This window comes from Aromatoleum toluclasticum ATCC 700605, assembly GCF_000378245.1.
In the GTDB taxonomy this organism is placed as follows: Bacteria; Pseudomonadota; Gammaproteobacteria; order Burkholderiales; family Rhodocyclaceae; genus Aromatoleum; species Aromatoleum toluclasticum.
This window is the reverse complement of record NZ_KB899508.1, coordinates 29,570-46,762: the sequence shown is the minus strand read 5'-3', so window position 1 is coordinate 46,762 and position 17,193 is coordinate 29,570. Positions and strand designations below refer to the sequence as shown.

The following is a 17,193-nucleotide window of genomic DNA, read 5'->3' as shown; positions in this document are numbered from 1 at the left end:
AAGCCAACAGAGCGACTATGTCAGAGAATTCGCAAAACCTAAAAAATATAGGACTCAAGGCCACCTACCCGCGCCTGAAGATCCTCGATCTGTTCCAGACGTCGGATCTGCGGCATCTTACCGCCGAAGACGTGTATCGACTGCTGATGGCGGAAGGCATGGACATCGGACTTGCTACCGTCTACCGCGTCCTGACGCAGTTCGAGCAGGCAGGTCTGCTGGAGCGGCACTATTTCGAATCCGGCAAAGCCGTCTTCGAACTGAAGGAAAGCGGTCATCACGATCATCTGGTCTGCGTGCAGTGCGGCAAGGTGGAAGAATTCTTCGACGCGGAAATCGAGCGGCGCCAGAACCAGATCGCGCAGGAGCGCGGTTTTGCGGTTCGCGAACACGCGCTGTATCTCTACGTCGATTGCCTCAGAAAGGACTGCCCGAATCGCAAACTGGGCGGCTAGGTAGCCACACTCACCCCAAGCATTTCGGCCGCGTGGCGGCGGGTGGTGTCCGTGATATTGACACCACCGAGCATGCGGGCGATCTCCTCGATCCGGCCTTCGGTTGCGAGCGGCGTGACGGCACTGACAACCTCGTTGCCGCGGTTCGACTTGGCAATATTCCATTGCCAGTCCGCACATGCGGCAACCTGGGGAAGATGGGTGACGCACAGCACCTGCCTTTCGCTGCCCAGCCGATGCAGGAGCTTGCCGACGATTTCCGCCACACCGCCGCCGATGCCGACATCGACTTCGTCGAAGATCAGCGTCGGCGTCGCGGAATCGCGACTCGTCATGACCTGGATCGCCAGACCGATGCGCGATAGCTCACCTCCCGAGGCCACTTTGGCCAGGGGGCGCAGTGGCTGGCTAGGATTGGCTGCCACGCGGAACTCGACCGTTTCGACGCCATGCAGCGACGGCGCACAGGGTTCGAGCGCTACGGCGAACTGGCCGCCCGCCATCGCGAGCATCTGCATTGCCTCGCTGACCTCGTGCGACAGGCGCTCGGCGGCCGGCCGGCGCGCAGCCGAGAGGCGTGAAGCCGCCTGTTCGTAGACCGCCCTGGCCTGCGCTTCCTGCTCGGCAAGATGGACAGGATCCGCCCGCGCGACGAGTTCGTCGAGCTTCCGCGTCCAGTCATCGAGCAACTCCGGCAAGCCCTCGGGATCGACGCGATACTTGCGCGCCAGATCGGTCACACCGCCGATGCGGCGCTCGATCTCGGCGAGGCGCTGCGGATCGAGATCCAGCCGGTCGCGATAGCGGCGCAGCGCATGCAACGCCTCGTCCGCCTGGATTGCCGCTCCGGAAAGCAGCTCCCGCACGTCGCCCAGCCCGGGATCGATGTCGGCCATCGCATCGACGCGCACGTTGATGTGCCGCAACAGTGTCGTTACGGCCGCCTCCCCCTCGCCCAGCGTTGCCAAGGCTTCGTCCGCCCCTTCCATCAGACCCGCTGCATGCGCCAGCCGGCCGTGCTCCTGATTGATCTCGGACCATTCGTCGGCATCGAAAGCCAGGTTGCGCAATTCGTCGACCTGCCACGCGAGCAATTCGCGCTCGCGCCCCGAGGCGGCCGAATCCTGCTCGGCCGTCCGTCGCAGCTCGACCAGCCTATGCCACCCGCGAAAGAGTTCTGCGACCTCGCCTGCAAGTGAGACGGCTCCTGCATGGGCATCGATCAGCGCGCGCTGGGCATCGCCCCTGAGCAGGGCATGGTGCGCATGCTGGCCGTGGATGTCGGCCAGCCGCTCTCCTGCCTCACGCAACTGCGCCTGCGTCACGGGCACGCCGTTGATCCAGGCACGTGATCGCCCTCCCGCCTCGACGACGCGCCGCAGGATCGCCATGTCCTCATCGGCCGGCAGATCCTGCGCGGCGAGCCAGTCCGACAGGCTGCCGTCTTTCGGAAGATCGAATTCGGCGGCGATGTCCGCCTTGTCGCGGCCGGCACGCACCGCACCGGCATCGGCGCGACCGCCCAGCGCTAGTCCCAGCGCGTCGAGCAGGATGGACTTACCCGCGCCCGTCTCCCCGGTAAGAGCCCCGAAGCCCGTCTGGAATTCGAGTTCGAGGCGATCGACGATCACGAAGTCACGGATGGTCAGGCGGCGGAGCATAGGCGTCGCAAGTCAGTACTCAAGGAGGGAAGCCCCGTCAGGGCAGTCGCGGCGTGGCGCTCCAGTGGAGCTTTCCGCGCAGCATAGCGAAGTAACTGTAGCCTTCGGGGTGCAGAAAGCGCACCACCTTGGGCGAACGCGTGAGCCGGACGACGTCGCCGGAATGCGCATCGAAGCGCGTCTGTCCGTCGAAATGGATGCGCGCGTCGTGCGGAGAAAGGAGCTCGATCTCGATCCGGCAACTGTCGGGCAGCGTGATCGGCCGGGCGGTGAGTGCGTGCGGACACAAGGGCACGAGGGCAATTCCGCCGACCGTCGGGTGCAGGATCGGCCCGTTGGCGGACAGCGCGTAAGCAGTGGATCCGGTCGGGGTCGTGATGATCATGCCGTCCGAACGCTGCGTGTAGACGTACTCACCGTCGATCGACAGATTGAACTCAATCATGCGACCGAGATCGCCCTTGTTCACGACGACATCGTTGAACGCGAGCGTGTGGAACACCCGCTGCCCCCCACGGACGACTTCGGCATCGAGCATTGTGCGCGCTTCTTCGACATAGCGGCCGTCGAGGATTTCGGCGAGCTTGCTCAATGCCTCCTTGCGCGGGATATCGGTCAGAAAGCCCAGCCTGCCCTGGTTGATGCCGACCAGTGGGACAGCATGTTCGGACAAGCGGCGCGCGGTATTCAGCATCGTGCCATCGCCCCCGAGCACCACCGCAAGGTCGGCCTGTGCGCCGATCTCGTCATAGGTCACGGTGGCGAATTCGCCGACAAGCCCGATGGAACTTGCCGTACCCTGCTCGATCCATACTGCCAACCCCCTTTCACGCAGGAAACTGGCTATCGAAAGGACCGCGCCAGCGACATCCGGGCTCTGGTACTTGCCGATCAGGGCAATGGTATTAAAGCTGTGGCTCATGCCGCGGATTAAACCACAATCGCCGAGAACCTTGGCAGAGACGCCGGCACTTCCATAGAATCGGGGAAATAACCTCGTACCGTCATGAAACCCCTCGACCCGCGCTCACAGATCCTGCTGAAGACCCTCATCGAACGCTACATCGTGGAAGGGCAGCCGGTGGGCTCGCGCGCCCTGTCACGCTACTCGGGGCTCGAGTTGTCGCCCGCTACCGTGCGCAACGTGATGAGCGACCTGGAGGAGATGGGCTTCATCGCGAGTCCGCACACGTCGGCCGGACGCATTCCGACGGCGCTCGGTTACCGCTTCTTCGTCGACTCGCTGCTGACGGTGCAACCGCTGGAGCAGGCGCAGTTGCGCGAACTCAAGGGGCATCTGCAGCCCGACCAGCCTCAGCGCCTGATCAGCTCCGCGTCGCACCTGCTGTCCGAGCTGACGCAGTTTGCGGGAGTCGTCATTTCGCCGCACCGCGACCTGATCAAGATCCGCCAGATCGAATTCATCAGCCTGTCGGAAAACCGCATCCTGCTGATCATCGTCACCACGGCGGGCGACGTGCAGAACCGCATCATCCACACGCGACGCTCATACTCGCCGTCCGAACTGGTCGAAGCGGCGAACTATCTCACCGAACACTGCGCCGGACAGGGGTTCGAAGACATTCGCACGCGCATCCGGGCCGAGCTGAAACAGTTGCGCAGCGACATGAGCGAGCTGATGAATGCGGCGGTCGAAACGGGCAGCGCCGCGGCCGAGGACGACAGCTCGCGCTACGTGCTGTCGGGCGAGACCAATCTGCTCGACGTCGAGGACCTGTCTTCGAACATGGCGCAGTTGCGCGAGCTGTTCAAGCTGTTCGAGCAGAAGACCGGGCTCATCCAGCTCCTCGATCTGTCCAATCGCGCCCAGGGGGTGCAGATCTTCATCGGCGACGAATCGGGGCTGGCGCAGCTCGACGGCTGCAGCGTCGTGACCGCCGGTTACGAGGTCAACGGCCGCATCGTCGGCTCGGTCGGCGTGATCGGACCGACGCGCATGGCTTATGATCGCGTGATTCCCATCGTCGACATCACGGCACGCCTGCTCTCGAACGCGCTGTCGAACGCGAACTGAGCGACGCTCCGCAATCACACAAGGATCAGCATGGCCCGTTACTGGCCCGAACCTGCCTGGACGCACGGCACGCCTGCGCGCACGGGCATCTTGCTCGTCAACCTCGGATCCCCCGAGGCCCCCACTGCAGCAGCCGTTCGCCCATACCTCAGGCAGTTCCTGTCTGACCCGCGGGTCGTCGAGATTCCCGCTCCGGTCTGGTGGCCCATCCTCAACGGCATCATCCTGAACACCCGTCCGCGGAAATCGGCTGCAAAATACGCGACGATCTGGATGGACGAAGGTTCGCCGCTGACGGTGCACACCAGGCGTCAGACCAAGCTGCTTGCCGGCTACCTTGGCCACCGCGGCATCACCGGGCTGCAGGTCGAATGGGCGATGCGCTACGGCTCGCCCTCGGTGCCTGACATGCTGAACCGCATGAAGACTGACGGCTGCAATCGCATCCTGATCGTGCCGATGTACCCGCAGTATGCCGCCAGCACGACTGCAAGCGTGCTGGACGAAGTCGCGAACTGCCTCGCTCACTGGCGCAATCAGCCCGAAATCCGCTACTTGCGAAACTTCCACGACCACCCAGGCTATATCGCGGCGCTCGCCCAGAGCGTGCGCGACCACTGGATGAAGAACGGCGAGGGCGACAAGCTAGTCATGAGCTTCCATGGCATCCCGCGGCGATCGCTCGACCTTGGCGATCCCTATCATTGCGAATGCCACGTGACGGCGCGCCTGCTCGCCAAGGAACTTGGCCTGACGGACGACCGCTGGCAGCTGACCTTCCAGTCGCGCTTCGGCAAGGCCGAATGGCTCAAGCCCTATACCCAGCCGACGCTCGAATCGCTGGCACGCCAGGGCACGCAACGTGTCGACGTGATGTGTCCGGGCTTTCCGGCCGACTGCCTGGAGACGCTCGAGGAAATCGCGATCGAGTGCCGCCATGCCTTCCTGTCCTGCGGCGGGAAGGAATTCCACTACATTCCGTGCCTCAATGAACGCGACGACTGGATCGCGGCATTGACCGACATCGTCAGCGACAACCTCGGCAGCTGGCTGACTCGCCCGACCGCAGGAGCGCAAGAACTCGGCGCCAGCGCCCAGCGCGCGCGCACCGCCGGTGCGACGTGCTGACGATGGATCCGCGCCTCAAACTCGCGCTGCGCTGGCTGCTGAACGCGCTCGCGCTGATGCTCCTGCCAGAGATCATCGACGGTCTGCGAGTGGAGAGCTACACGGCAGCCCTCGTCACCGCGCTGCTGCTCGGCCTGATCAACGCACTGATCCGGCCGCTGCTCATCCTCATCACGCTGCCGATCACGGTCCTGACGCTCGGCTTGTTCACGCTGATCATCAACGCATTCCTCTTCTGGGGGGTTGCAGGACTGGTCAGCGGCGTGCATGTCACCGACTTCTGGACGGCATTCTGGAGCGCCCTGCTCTACAGCCTGCTCACTTCGCTCGTAAACCTCGCGCTCGCCGACTCAGGCGATGCGCGCATGCGCGTGCGGTTCCGGCATCGCCGAGACTGACCGCATCAGGCGGCCCCACGGGCGCATGTCCGGCGCGCGCTGCGGTCACCCTGAAGATTTCCGAAATCTGCCCCGTCAAAACCTGCGGTTGAGTAGATCGCAGGGGGCGCTCAGTCCTCGACCAACTGCAGGTCGAGTCCGGACGCCGTAAATTTGCTGACCATCGCCGGCTCGCCGTTTGCCGAAAGGTCACGCAGCGCTTCACCGAGGCGCCGAACGGCAATCGTCGCCAGCATCGCACGGAATCGCTCGCGCAACTCGTCGGTCGCGAGCGCCAGGGCGGACGGATTGACCTCGAGATAAGTCGTCGGATTCGCCGAGGTGACCGTCGTCATGTGTCGATGTCCGACGCTGTCGAGCCATGCGATTTCGCCGAACACCTCGCCCACGCCGAGTCGGGTCACACGGCGGCCATCGACCGACAATTCCACCTCGCCGTCGACGACGACACCGAAGCGCTGGTCCGCGTCGCCCTCGCGAATGAGGGTCGTCCCGCAATCGACGACGCGCCACGCCGAAATGCGCAGCACCTCCCACAGCTCGACATCATCGAACTCGGTGAAGAAAGCCAGCTTGCGCAGCAGGGAGAAGCGGCTGGTGTCGGGTGGCACATAGGTGTCGTCCACCAGCTGGTAGCGTACGGTCGAGAGCTCCTTGGCGAACTCGGCGCCGTTCTTGTAGCGGGAATACAGGTCCTTTTCGAGGGCCTTGCGAATCACCGCATCGATCTGCTCCGGCAACTCGGGATTGAGCTGCGAGACCCGCGGCGGATCGGCATTGATGATCTTGTAGATCAGCTGCGCCGGATTGCTCGCCCGGAAGGGCAGGCGCCCGGTGAGGAGATTGAACAGCACGACCCCGAGCGAATACAGGTCGGTCTTCTGATTGAGCGGATAGCCCTTGATCTGCTCCGGGCTCATGTAGGCCGGCGAGCCGACCCCCATGATGAAGGTCGAGTCGGACTCGACCTTCTTGCTGATGTTCAGCGCGAGACCGAAGTCGGTGATCTTCACGTTGTCCTGATCATCGACGAGGATGTTTGCCGGCTTGATGTCGCGATGGACGATGCCCTGCCGATAGGCGTAGTCCAGCGCCATGCAGCACTTGAACACGATCCCGATCGCCCGATGGACGGGCAGCAGATGCTCGAAGCTGCAGTAGCGCTCCAGTGACTCTCCGGGGAAATACTCCATGACAACGTAGGCCTGCTCGGCTTCGATCACAACGTCGTGCACGTGAATGATGTGCGGATGATCCAGGCGAGTCGAGACGGCCTGTTCCGCCTTGAGCAGCTTCAGCAGACGCCGGTTCCACTTCGACTCGTCCTTCGACTTGTCGTTGAAACGGATCAGCTTGACGGCGACCGGCACCGGCCAGTCGGCAGACTCCGCCATATAGACGATCGCCGTCGCACCGCGGCCCACCTCCTTCACGATGCGGTACTTCCCGATTGTCAGCGGCATCTCGCTCATGTGTGATACGGCCTCGGATCTCGCCCGGCTTTGGAAGCTTGTGCGGAGTTCAATCCTGACATACGCGGGCGTTCAAGGGCAACCCGGCAAACTTTTTCTAACCGTACCCTTGAAACGGGAACACCTGCCCCCATCTCCCGCCCGTCGAACGAACACAGGGAGTTCCACCCCATGCAGGAAAACAAGCCCTCCGCCGAGACCCCCGAAGAGCTGTTGCAGGTTGTCGCTGAACAATCCGGCAACACCCCCCTTGACGAAGCAGCCCCCGAAGCCACGGGCGAGACGATGCCCAGCCTCGAGGAATCGCTGCGCCAGGCCGAACTGAAGGCTGCCGAGCATCATGATGCCTGGCTGCGGGCAAAGGCCGACGCCGAAAACATCCGCCGGCGTGCGCAGGAAGACATCACCAAAGCATCGAAGTTCGCGTCGGAAAAATTCGCGAATGCCATGCTGCCCGTCAAGGACAGCCTCGAGGCCGCACTGGCGACCGACAACCAGACACTCGAAAGCCTGCGCGAAGGCGTCGAGCTGACCCTGAAACAGCTCGCCGCTGCCTTCCAGAGCGCCGGCGTGACCGATGAAAACCCGGTCGGAAGCAAATTTGACCCCAACCGCCACCAGGCCATCGCGATGATCGAAGCCGACGGCGAGCCGAACACCGTGGTAACTGTTCTGCAAAAGGGCTACCTGCTGCACGAGCGCGTGCTGCGTCCGGCAATGGTGACCGTCTCCAAGGGCAAGAGTGCCTGAATTCCGGCTGCCACTTGAAATCGGCGACGACACCCCTAACTAACTGACAACGCAATCCGGCAAGCCGAGGCCCCCGAGCGGAGCGAAGCGCCCGCCTCCCCGGCCTCACCCTAAACCGAAAGGAACTGATATGGGCAAGATCATCGGCATCGACCTGGGCACCACCAACAGCTGCGTTTCCGTGATGGAAGGCGGCAAGCCCAAGGTCATCGAAAACTCCGAAGGCGCACGCACGACCCCCTCGATCGTCGCCTACGCGGACGACGGCGAGATCCTCGTCGGCGCGCCGGCCAAGCGCCAAGCGGTCACGAACGCGAGAAACACGCTGTTCGCGGTCAAGCGCCTGATCGGCCGCCGCTTCGAGGAAAAGGAAGTGCAGAAGGACATCGACCTGATGCCCTTCACGATCGCCAAGGCCGACAACGGCGACGCATGGGTCGACGTGCGCGGCAAGAAGATCGCCCCGCCGCAGGTTTCGGCCGAAGTGCTGCGCAAGATGAAGAAGACCGCCGAAGACTACCTCGGCGAGGAAGTCACCGAAGCGGTCATCACCGTGCCGGCGTACTTCAACGACAGCCAGCGCCAGGCGACCAAGGACGCTGGCCGCATCGCCGGCCTCGAAGTCAAGCGCATCATCAACGAACCGACGGCCGCGGCGCTAGCCTTCGGCATGGACAAGAAGCCGGGCGACTCCAAGATCGCCGTGTATGACCTCGGCGGCGGCACCTTCGACATCTCGATCATCGAGATCGCCGACATCGACGGCGAACACCAGTTCGAAGTGCTCGCAACCAACGGCGACACCTTCCTCGGCGGCGAGGACTTCGACCAGCGCCTGATCGACTACATCGTCACCGAGTTCAAGAAGGACCAGGGCGTCGACCTCAAAAACGACGTGCTCGCGCTGCAGCGTCTGAAGGAAGCAGCCGAAAAGGCGAAGATCGAGCTGTCGTCTTCTCAGCAGACCGAAGTGAACCTGCCCTACATCACCGCTGACGCGTCCGGTCCGAAGCACCTCGCGGTCAAGATCACGCGCGCGAAGTTCGAATCGCTCGTCGAGGATCTCGTGCAGCGCACGATCGAGCCGTGCCGGGTCGCGCTGAAGGACGCCGGCGTCAAGATCAGCGACATCGACGACGTGATCCTCGTCGGCGGCCAGACGCGCATGCCGAAGGTGCAGGAGAAGGTGAAGGAGTTCTTCGGCCAGGAGCCGCGCAAGGACGTAAATCCGGACGAAGCCGTCGCCGTCGGTGCCTCGATCCAGGGCGGTGTGCTGCAGGGCGAAGTCAAGGACGTGCTGCTGCTCGACGTCACCCCGCTGTCGCTGGGTATCGAGACCCTCGGTGGCGTCATGACGAAGCTGATCCAGAAGAACACCACGATCCCGACCAAGGCGAGCCAGGTGTTCTCCACGGCGGACGACAATCAGAACGCCGTGACCATCCACGTCCTGCAGGGCGAACGTGAAATGGCTGCCGGCAACAAGAGCCTCGGCCAGTTCAACCTGTCCGACATCCCGCCGGCACCGCGCGGCATGCCGCAAATCGAAGTCACTTTCGACATCGACGCCAACGGCATCCTCCACGTATCGGCCAAGGACAAAGCCACCGGCAAGGAAAACAAGATCAAGATCCAGGCCAACTCCGGTCTGTCGGATGAAGAAATCCAGCGCATGGTGAATGACGCCGCTGCGCACGCCGAAGAAGACAAGAAGGCCCACGAGCTGGTCGACACGCGTAACCAGTGCGATGCGCTGGTGCATTCGGTGAAGAAATCGCTGACCGAGTACGGTGACAAGATCGACGCCGAAGAAAAGGCGAAGATCGAAGCCGCGATCAAGGAGGCGGAAGAGTCGCTGAAGAGCAACGACAAGGCCACCATCGAAGCCAAGACCCAGGCCCTCGCGATGGCTAGCCAGAAGCTCGGCGAACAGATGTACGCCCAGACCCAGGGCGCCGAGGCGGGTGCAGCCGGAGCGTCCGCCGGCGGTGCATCGGCAGGCGGATCGAAGGCGGCTGATGCCGACGTGGTCGACGCCGAGTTCACCGAGGTCAAAGACAAGAAGTGACCGCTCGCCAGGCGGCGAGATGATGGCCGAGCCGACGCCGGGTCAGCATTTCCGGCAGGCTCGGCCTTTGCATGACAGGGTGGCCCGTGCGGCCACCCCAGCCTGAGCGACAGAAAATGGCAACGAAACGGGATTACTACGACGTACTTGGCGTCAATCGCGACGCCGCGGACGACGAAATCAAGAAGGCCTACCGCAAGCTGGCCATGAAGCACCATCCGGACCGCAATCCGGACAACAAGGAGGCCGAGGAGAAGTTCAAGGAGGCCAAGGAGGCCTATGAGATCCTCTCCGACGCACAAAAGCGCGGCGCCTACGATCGCTACGGCCACGCCGGGGTCGATCCTTCCGCCGGTCCCGGCCCGGGCGGACAGGGCTTTGACGGCTTTTCCGACGCTTTCTCGGACATTTTCGGCGATATCTTCGGTGGCGGCGGCGGTCGCGGCCGCTCGAATGTCTATCGCGGCGCCGACCTGCGCTACAACCTCGAGATTTCGCTGGAAGAAGCCGCACGCGGAGCGGAGAAAACGATCCGCATTCCGACCGTGGAAGAGTGCGACACCTGCCACGGCAGTGGCGCAAAGCCGGGCACCCAGCCCAAGCCCTGCCCCACCTGCGGCGGCGCCGGCCAGGTGCGCATCCAGCAGGGCTTCTTCTCGATTCAGCAGACCTGCCCGAAGTGCCACGGCACCGGCCGCATCATTCCCGACCCCTGCCGCGACTGCGGCGGCGCCGGCCGTGTGAAGCGCCAGAAGACGCTGGAAGTGAAGATTCCTGCAGGCATTGACGAAGGCATGCGCCTGCGCCACGCCGGCCACGGTGAGCCGGGCGTCAATGGCGGCCCCTCGGGCGATCTCTACGTCGAGATTCACATTCGCCAGCACTCGGTGTTCCAGCGCGAACACGACGACCTGCACTGCGAGATGCCTATCAGCTTCACGACCGCTGCGCTGGGCGGAGAGATCGAGATCCCGACGCTCGAGGGCATGGCACGCCTCAAGATTCCGGCCGAGACCCAGAGCGGGCGCGTCTTCCGCCTGCGTGGCAAGGGTATCCGCAATGTGCGCTCACAGGCCCACGGCGACCTCATGTGCCACGTCGTCGTCGAGACCCCGGTGAACCTCACCGAGCGTCAGAAGGAACTGTTGCGTGAATTCGAGGAAGTGTCACGTGGCGATGCGGATCGCCACAACCCCAAGGCCAAGTCCTGGATGGACAAGGTGAAGGAGTTTTTCGGCGGCTGACGCCCGCACGGACCCCGGCCGCGCCGAGGGCAACCACGGCACGGCAGACTCGGAGTCCGTTCGAGTCCGCCCGTTTGCGCCCCGCATCGCGGGGCACAAACCCATCAGGCGCTTATGCGCGCCGCCACAGGGTACCCTGCGGCGAGTCCTCGAGCGCGATGCCTCGCGCCAGCAGCTCGGCACGGATCCGGTCTGCCTCGGCGAAATCTTTCGCCTCCTTGGCCTGTGCGCGCTGCCCGATCAACGCCTCGATCTCGCCCGCCTCGTCACCCCCCGCTTCCGAAGCACCGCCCTGGAGGAAGGCAAGCGGGTCGCGGCCGAGCAGGCCCAGCACCCCGCCCAAACCCTTCAGCTGGGCCGCCACGGCCGCAGAGCCGCTGCGATTCGCCTCGTTCGCGAGATCGAACAGCACGGCGACCGCCTCGGCGGTATTGAAATCATCATCCATCGCTTCGCGGAAGCGCCGCGCGTGCGTCTCCTCCCAATCGATCGAAGCATCCGCCGGCGCGACGTTGCGCAGCGCCGTATACAATCGAGTGAGCGACTGGCGGGCATCCTCGAGATGGGCGTCCGAGTAATTGAGCGGACTGCGATAGTGCGCACGGAGAATGAAGAAGCGCACCACTTCGGCGTCGTACTTCTTCAGCACGTCACGGATCGTGAAGAAATTGCCGAGCGACTTCGACATCTTCTCGTCATCGACGCGGACGAAGCCGTTATGCATCCAGTAGTTCACGAAGGTGTGGCCATGGGCCCCCTCCGACTGCGCGATTTCGTTTTCATGATGCGGGAACTGCAAGTCCTGCCCGCCGCCGTGGATGTCGAAATGGTCGCCGAGCAGGTCCGAGCTCATCGCGGAGCATTCAATGTGCCAGCCGGGGCGGCCTTCCCCCCACGGCGACGTCCACTTCACCTCCGCGGGCTCCTCGGTGCGCGCATGCTTCCACAGCACGAAATCGAGGGGGTCGTTCTTTTCGCCCGCAATCTCCACACGTTCGCCGGCACGCAGTTCGTCCAGCGACTTGCCCGACAGCTTGCCGTAGCCGTTGAACTTGCGCACCGAGTAGCACACGTCGCGGTTCTCTGCGACGTACGCGAGCCCCTTGTCGTGCAAGCGCTCGATCAGCGATTGCATCTGCCCCACGTACTCCGTCGCACGCGGTTCGTGGTCGGGTCGGGTCACGCCGAGCGCATCCGCGTCCTCATGCATTGCGGCGATGAAGCGATCGGTCAGCACGCGGATCGACTCCCCGTTCTCCCTAGCACGACGAATGATCTTGTCATCGATATCCGTAATATTCCGGACATACGCAAGATCGAAGCCACTGGCCCGCAGCCAACGCGCGACCATGTCGAACACAACCATCACGCGGGCATGACCAAGGTGGCAAAAGTCATACACCGTCATGCCACATACATACATCCGAACCTTTCCGGGCTCGATCGGAATGAAGATTTCTTTCTTTCGCGTCAGTGTGTTGTGGATCTGAAGCATGGCATTTTCCGCAAGGCGGCACAGAAAGACAGCATTCGACGGAACAGTTTTCCGCTCACAGGCGAGCCACTATCCGGAACGCGTCGAAGAGAACCGCAGCATTCGCACCGGGGCCACTGTCCCGCCGTGATGCAGCTCCCGTTATTTGATAGAATGTTACGTTAAATCCGCGTAAATCAACGGAAACCGACCGATTCTAACACAATGAACATGCGTCCCAATTCCGCCCTGGCTGTGATGGCCCTCATCGTCGGCCTCGGCGCGGCTCCACTGCTGCACGCGGCCGACAACGTCGCCCAGATTCAATCGCTCGTGAATCAGGGCCAGCATGCGCAGGCGCTGGCAATGGCCGACCGGGTGCTCGCAGGCAACGCCAAGGAACCGCAGGCGCGCTTCCTTAAGGGAATTGCCCTCACCGAACTCAATCGCCAGGACGAAGCCGTCGCGGTGTTCCAGAAGCTCACCGAGGATTTCCCCGAGCTGCCCGAGCCCTATAACAACCTTGCGGTCCTATACGCGCAGCAGCGCCAGTACGACAAGGCGCGCGCAGCCCTGGAAATGGCGATTCGCACCCATCCGAGCTATGCGACGGCGCACGAGAACCTCGGCGACGTCTACGCACGCCTCGCGAGCCAGGCCTACGACAAGGCCTTTCAGCTCGACTCCGCCAATGCGGCCGCACAGTCCAAGCTCGCGCTGATCCGCGAGATGATGTCCTCCGGTACGCGGCCGCGTGTCGCCGGGCAGGGCGGGCAGTCACGCATTACTGCTGTTCCCGCTCCGGCCTCAGCACCGGCGGCGGTCGTCGCAGCTGCGCCGGCGGCCCCCGCGCCGTCCGCACCGCCAGCAGCCACCACGACCACCCCGGCTGCCAAACCGGCAGCGCCTGTCGTCGTACCGCCCCCCGCGGGCGTACCGACAGCCCCGGCCGCATCGCCCGCATCTGCGGCTGCGCCGCACACGCCCCGCCCTGCAGCGCCAGAACCCGCTGTCGTCGCCGCGACCGACTCCAACGCCGAGCGCGAGGCACTACAGACCGTCGAAGCGTGGGCCAAGGCGTGGTCGCGCAAGGACATAAAGGCTTACCTCGGCTTCTACGACAAGGACTTCCGTACCCCGGGCGGCGTGCCTCGCAAGGCCTGGGAAGACGAGCGCGAGCAACGCGTGGGCAAGCCCGGCCGTATTGCCGTCGAGATCGACAAGCCCAACACGAAGATCGAAGGCGACGTCGCAACGGTACGTTTCCGTCAAAACTACGAGTCCTCAGGCTTCACCTCCAGCACGACAAAGACAATCGAACTCGTCAAGCGTAATGGTTCGTGGCGCATTCGACAGGAGCGCGTCGGAGGATGAAGGGGATACCCCTCGGGCGAATGCCGTTCGCCCGACTACTCGCAATGCTGGCCGCGGCGATCCTGCCGCTGGCGGCCGCTGGCGCACCGGCTCCACGTGGCATCTCCGATTCCGGCCCGGACGCATCGCTCGAATACGTCTTCATCGAGATCGAAGCGAACCGGCTCGATGCGGCACTCCAAAGAACAGAGGAACTGCTGCGGGCCTACCCCAATTTCCGGCTCGCCCATCTGATCAAGGGCGACCTGCTGCTGGCCCGCTCCAAGCCGATCTCGACGTTCGGCAATGCGTCGGCGCCAGCCGAACGGGTCAATGAACTGCGCGACGAAGCAATTGCGCGGCTGCGCGCCTATCGCGAGCGCCCCGCCGCGGCGACCTACATCCCGCGCTACCTGCTGCAGATGGGACCGGACCAGCGCTTTGCGGTCGTCGTCGACACCAAGCGCGCACGTCTGTACGTGTACGCCAACGAGGGCGGAAAACCGCGCTTCGTCGCCGACTACTACATCAGTCATGGCAAGGGCGGCACGGACAAGCGCGTCGAAGGCGACAACAAGACTCCGCTCGGCGTGTATGAAGTGACCTCCTTCATCGAGCAGGCCAAACTGCCGGATCTTTACGGCAGCGGAGCCTTCCCGATCAATTATCCGAACGAATGGGACCGACGGCTCGGCCGCACCGGACACGGAATCTGGCTGCACGGGACACCGAGCAACACCTACGCCCGCCCGCCGCTATCGTCCGAAGGCTGTGTCACGCTCGCGAATCAGGACTTTCTCAAGCTTTCGAACTTCGTCGAGCCCGGACTGACACCGGTGATCATCAGCAACGAAATCGAATGGCTGTCGCTGGACGACTGGCAGGCGGAACGTCGCAACCTGCAGCTTGCAATCGAAGACTGGCGCCGCGACTGGGAAAGGGCCGGCGACGTGGGCCGTTACCTCTCGCACTATTCGAAGGACTTCCGCAGCGACACGCAGAATCTCGCGGAATGGTCGGAACAGAAGCGCAAGGTCGCGGCGAGCCGCCAATGGATCAAGGTGCGCCTCGACAAATTGAGCATGTTCCGGAATCCGGGACGCGACGACATCGTGGTCGTGACCTTTGAGCAGGATTATCGCAGCGACGACCTTTCCGACCGTATCCGCAAGCGCCAGTATTGGCTCAAGGAAGGCGGCCGCTGGAAGATCGTCTATGAAGGCAAGGCCTGAGGGCCGACCGACAATTTCACTCCCGAACGGAAGCTCGACATGAAACGCCTATTTGCAGGCCTGTTCCTCCTCCTCTGCTGCGCCATCGCGCAGGCCGCCAATCCCGTCATCGAAATGCGGACCAGCCAGGGCATCATCATGCTCGAACTGTTTGCCGACAAGGCGCCCAAGTCTGTCGAGAATTTTCTCGAGTACGCGAAGAGCGGCCACTACAACGGCACCATCTTCCACCGCGTCATCGACGGCTTCATGATCCAGGGCGGAGGCTTCGACGGATCGCTGAACCAGAAACCGACGCGCGCGCCGATCGAGAACGAAGCCAAGAACGGCCTGCGCAACGAAACGGGTACGCTCGCAATGGCACGGACCTCCGCCCCTCATTCCGCCACCGCCCAGTTCTTTATCAACCTCGCCGACAACAACTTCCTCGATTACCCGTCGCGCGACGGCTGGGGCTATACCGTGTTCGGCAAGGTCACGAGCGGCCTGGACGTCGTCCAGAAGATCGGCAAGACGCGCACCGGCGTCGTTCGCGGCATGCCCGACGTCCCGGCCGAACCGATGATCATCGAATCGGTCCGCCTCATCGAGTCGGCCAAGACAGGTCAAACCAAGTAACGCCCCCAAGGAGCCCCACATGGCAGTCAAACTTCATACGAACCACGGCACGATCACCCTCGAACTCGACGCGGACAAGGCACCGGAAACGGTCAAGAACTTCCTCGACTACGTCAGCGCCGGCCACTACGACAACACGATCTTCCATCGCGTGATCAAGAACTTCATGATTCAGGGCGGCGGTTTCGAGCCCGGCATGACGCAGAAGCCCACCCGCGCGGAGATCAAGAACGAGGCCGACAACGGACTGAAGAATCTCGTGGGCACGATCGCGATGGCGCGCACCCAGGCGCCCCACTCCGCCACGGCCCAGTTCTTCATCAACGTCGTCGACAACGACTTCCTCAATTACCGCGCGCCGGACATCCAGGGTTGGGGCTACTGCGTTTTCGGCCGCGTCACTGAGGGTATGGACGTCGTGAACAGCATTCGCGCGGTGCGTACGGGTTCGAGCGGCTTCCACCAGGACGTGCCGGTCGAGGACGTCATCATCGAACGCGCCGAAATCGTCTGATTCGGTCGGGCCGACCTGCTCCAGCATTCCATACACGCATGTCGGCCCTCTTCATCGCGGATCTGCACCTCTCGGACCATTGCCCGGAAAACACCCGTGCTTTCCTTGACCTGCTTGCAGGGTTGGCGCGCGACGTGGATGCCCTGTACATCCTAGGGGATCTGTTCGAGTACTGGGCCGGAGACGACGATCGCGATACCCCGCTGAACCGCGAGGTCGGAGAGGCCCTTGCGACACTCGCAGCACAAGGTACTCGAATCGGCTTTATCGCAGGAAATCGCGATTTCCTCGTTGGCGAGGTCTTCGCCCGCGATGCCGGCCTGAACATCCTCGCCGATCCCACGGTGCTCGATCTCGACGGGCGGCGGGTGCTGGTCACCCATGGCGACAACCTTTGCACCGATGACCACACCTATCAGGCTTTTCGACATCAGGTCCGCGCCCCTCAGTGGCAGAGGGCATTTCTTGCCCGCCCCCTCGAAGAACGCAAACTGATGATTGAGAGCCTGCGCCGGCACAGCGAAACCGCAAAGCAGGAAAAGGCTCTGGAGATCATGGATGTAAACTCGGCAGCCGTCGATGCCCTGCTGCGTGCACACGATTACCCGACACTCATCCATGGCCACACGCACCGGCCGGCACACCATATACATCATGTAGACGGCCTTGCGTGCGAACGCTGGGTTCTCTCCGACTGGCGCGGAACGGCGACCTGGCTGCACTGGGACGGAGCAGCCTTCAGCCCCGGCCCTTGACGAATTCCCGCGAGCGCCGGGCGCCCGCCCCTATGA

Annotated in this window: 16 protein-coding genes; 12 read left to right on the top strand and 4 right to left on the bottom strand. The window is 63.3% G+C overall.

Going from position 1 to position 17,193, the window contains the following annotated elements; all coding sequences use genetic code 11:
- The first annotated feature begins 17 nt into the window (after nucleotides 1–17).
- Nucleotides 18–455, top strand: a complete 438-nt coding sequence (gene fur, locus F464_RS0122915) for a ferric iron uptake transcriptional regulator (protein ID WP_018992200.1) — start codon at nucleotides 18–20, stop codon at nucleotides 453–455.
- Here the strand turns inward: fur and recN are convergent.
- Together recN and F464_RS0122905 are read right to left on the bottom strand one after the other, a co-directional pair.
- A complete protein-coding gene (gene recN, locus F464_RS0122910) occupies nucleotides 452–2,116 on the bottom strand; it encodes a DNA repair protein RecN (RefSeq protein ID WP_018992199.1) in 1,665 nt (554 codons plus the stop codon). The genes fur and recN overlap by 4 nt on opposite strands.
- A gap of 37 nt (nucleotides 2,117–2,153) precedes the next feature.
- Nucleotides 2,154–3,038 carry an NAD kinase gene (locus tag F464_RS0122905; protein WP_026296250.1) on the bottom strand — a complete coding sequence of 295 codons (885 nt, stop codon included), beginning with the start codon at nucleotides 3,036–3,038 and terminating at the stop codon, nucleotides 2,154–2,156.
- 84 nt (nucleotides 3,039–3,122) lie between these two features.
- Between F464_RS0122905 and hrcA the strand changes: the two genes are divergently transcribed.
- The 3 genes from hrcA to F464_RS0122890 are packed head-to-tail and all read left to right on the top strand — an operon-like array spanning nucleotide 3,123 to nucleotide 5,677.
- Complete coding sequence (gene hrcA / locus F464_RS0122900) at nucleotides 3,123–4,151, top strand: heat-inducible transcriptional repressor HrcA (protein WP_018992197.1); 1,029 nt, start codon at nucleotides 3,123–3,125, stop codon at nucleotides 4,149–4,151.
- A 30-nt stretch (nucleotides 4,152–4,181) separates the two neighbouring features.
- Nucleotides 4,182–5,279, top strand: a complete 1,098-nt coding sequence (hemH, locus tag F464_RS0122895; protein WP_018992196.1) for a ferrochelatase — start codon at nucleotides 4,182–4,184, stop codon at nucleotides 5,277–5,279.
- Nucleotides 5,280–5,281: 2 nt separating this feature from the next.
- Nucleotides 5,282–5,677: a phage holin family protein gene (locus F464_RS0122890; RefSeq protein WP_018992195.1), complete on the top strand. Its 396-nt coding sequence runs from the start codon at nucleotides 5,282–5,284 to the stop codon at nucleotides 5,675–5,677.
- A 110-nt stretch (nucleotides 5,678–5,787) separates the two neighbouring features.
- Here F464_RS0122890 and F464_RS0122885 read toward each other — a convergent pair whose 3' ends face one another.
- Nucleotides 5,788–7,149 carry a serine/threonine-protein kinase gene (locus F464_RS0122885; RefSeq protein ID WP_018992194.1) on the bottom strand — a complete coding sequence of 454 codons (1,362 nt, stop codon included), beginning with the start codon at nucleotides 7,147–7,149 and terminating at the stop codon, nucleotides 5,788–5,790.
- A 171-nt stretch (nucleotides 7,150–7,320) separates the two neighbouring features.
- On the opposite strand from F464_RS0122885, the gene grpE reads away from it, so the two are divergent.
- The 3 genes from grpE to dnaJ all read left to right on the top strand — a co-directional run bounded on the left by grpE (nucleotide 7,321) and on the right by dnaJ (nucleotide 11,211).
- On the top strand, nucleotides 7,321–7,899 hold the full coding sequence (grpE, locus tag F464_RS0122880; RefSeq protein ID WP_018992193.1) for a nucleotide exchange factor GrpE: 579 nt from the start codon (nucleotides 7,321–7,323) through the stop codon (nucleotides 7,897–7,899).
- A gap of 130 nt (nucleotides 7,900–8,029) precedes the next feature.
- Nucleotides 8,030–9,967 carry a molecular chaperone DnaK gene (gene dnaK / locus F464_RS0122875; RefSeq protein WP_018992192.1) on the top strand — a complete coding sequence of 646 codons (1,938 nt, stop codon included), beginning with the start codon at nucleotides 8,030–8,032 and terminating at the stop codon, nucleotides 9,965–9,967.
- A 116-nt stretch (nucleotides 9,968–10,083) separates the two neighbouring features.
- The gene (gene dnaJ, locus F464_RS0122870; protein ID WP_018992191.1) at nucleotides 10,084–11,211 is read left to right on the top strand and encodes a molecular chaperone DnaJ; all 1,128 of its coding nucleotides are present in this window, start codon (nucleotides 10,084–10,086) and stop codon (nucleotides 11,209–11,211) included.
- 112 nt (nucleotides 11,212–11,323) lie between these two features.
- On the opposite strand, the gene cysS is transcribed toward dnaJ, so the two are convergent.
- On the bottom strand, nucleotides 11,324–12,706 hold the full coding sequence (gene cysS / locus F464_RS0122865; protein ID WP_018992190.1) for a cysteine--tRNA ligase: 1,383 nt from the start codon (nucleotides 12,704–12,706) through the stop codon (nucleotides 11,324–11,326).
- A gap of 204 nt (nucleotides 12,707–12,910) precedes the next feature.
- Between cysS and F464_RS0122860 the strand changes: the two genes are divergently transcribed.
- The 5 genes from F464_RS0122860 to F464_RS30605 are packed head-to-tail and all read left to right on the top strand — an operon-like array spanning nucleotide 12,911 to nucleotide 17,157.
- Nucleotides 12,911–14,059 carry a nuclear transport factor 2 family protein gene (locus tag F464_RS0122860; protein WP_018992189.1) on the top strand — a complete coding sequence of 383 codons (1,149 nt, stop codon included), beginning with the start codon at nucleotides 12,911–12,913 and terminating at the stop codon, nucleotides 14,057–14,059.
- Entirely contained in the window at nucleotides 14,056–15,270 is a 1,215-nt protein-coding gene (locus F464_RS0122855; RefSeq protein ID WP_040395733.1) for a L,D-transpeptidase family protein, read from the top strand. The genes F464_RS0122860 and F464_RS0122855 overlap by 4 nt, the downstream gene beginning before the upstream one ends.
- Nucleotides 15,271–15,309: 39 nt before the next feature.
- Complete coding sequence (locus F464_RS0122850) at nucleotides 15,310–15,888, top strand: peptidylprolyl isomerase (protein WP_018992187.1); 579 nt, start codon at nucleotides 15,310–15,312, stop codon at nucleotides 15,886–15,888.
- Nucleotides 15,889–15,907: 19 nt separating this feature from the next.
- On the top strand, nucleotides 15,908–16,402 hold the full coding sequence (locus F464_RS0122845; protein ID WP_018992186.1) for a peptidylprolyl isomerase: 495 nt from the start codon (nucleotides 15,908–15,910) through the stop codon (nucleotides 16,400–16,402).
- Between the two features lie 38 nt (nucleotides 16,403–16,440).
- Nucleotides 16,441–17,157, top strand: a complete 717-nt coding sequence (locus tag F464_RS30605) for a UDP-2,3-diacylglucosamine diphosphatase (protein ID WP_084600586.1) — start codon at nucleotides 16,441–16,443, stop codon at nucleotides 17,155–17,157.
- Nucleotides 17,158–17,193 lie beyond the last annotated feature (36 nt).

Excerpts from the sequence above, each read along its gene's own strand:
- fur (WP_018992200.1), top strand. The coding sequence starts at position 18 with ATGTCAGAGAATTCGCAAAACCTAAAAAATATAGGACTCAAGGCCACC.
- recN (WP_018992199.1), bottom strand. The coding sequence starts at position 2,116 with ATGCTCCGCCGCCTGACCATCCGTGACTTCGTGATCGTCGATCGCCTC.
- F464_RS0122905 (WP_026296250.1), bottom strand. The coding sequence starts at position 3,038 with ATGAGCCACAGCTTTAATACCATTGCCCTGATCGGCAAGTACCAGAGC.
- hrcA (WP_018992197.1), top strand. The coding sequence starts at position 3,123 with ATGAAACCCCTCGACCCGCGCTCACAGATCCTGCTGAAGACCCTCATC.
- hemH (WP_018992196.1), top strand. The coding sequence starts at position 4,182 with ATGGCCCGTTACTGGCCCGAACCTGCCTGGACGCACGGCACGCCTGCG.
- F464_RS0122890 (WP_018992195.1), top strand. The coding sequence starts at position 5,282 with ATGGATCCGCGCCTCAAACTCGCGCTGCGCTGGCTGCTGAACGCGCTC.
- F464_RS0122885 (WP_018992194.1), bottom strand. The coding sequence starts at position 7,149 with ATGAGCGAGATGCCGCTGACAATCGGGAAGTACCGCATCGTGAAGGAG.
- grpE (WP_018992193.1), top strand. The coding sequence starts at position 7,321 with ATGCAGGAAAACAAGCCCTCCGCCGAGACCCCCGAAGAGCTGTTGCAG.
- dnaK (WP_018992192.1), top strand. The coding sequence starts at position 8,030 with ATGGGCAAGATCATCGGCATCGACCTGGGCACCACCAACAGCTGCGTT.
- dnaJ (WP_018992191.1), top strand. The coding sequence starts at position 10,084 with ATGGCAACGAAACGGGATTACTACGACGTACTTGGCGTCAATCGCGAC.
- cysS (WP_018992190.1), bottom strand. The coding sequence starts at position 12,706 with ATGCTTCAGATCCACAACACACTGACGCGAAAGAAAGAAATCTTCATT.
- F464_RS0122860 (WP_018992189.1), top strand. The coding sequence starts at position 12,911 with ATGAACATGCGTCCCAATTCCGCCCTGGCTGTGATGGCCCTCATCGTC.
- F464_RS0122855 (WP_040395733.1), top strand. The coding sequence starts at position 14,056 with ATGAAGGGGATACCCCTCGGGCGAATGCCGTTCGCCCGACTACTCGCA.
- F464_RS0122850 (WP_018992187.1), top strand. The coding sequence starts at position 15,310 with ATGAAACGCCTATTTGCAGGCCTGTTCCTCCTCCTCTGCTGCGCCATC.
- F464_RS0122845 (WP_018992186.1), top strand. The coding sequence starts at position 15,908 with ATGGCAGTCAAACTTCATACGAACCACGGCACGATCACCCTCGAACTC.
- F464_RS30605 (WP_084600586.1), top strand. The coding sequence starts at position 16,441 with ATGTCGGCCCTCTTCATCGCGGATCTGCACCTCTCGGACCATTGCCCG.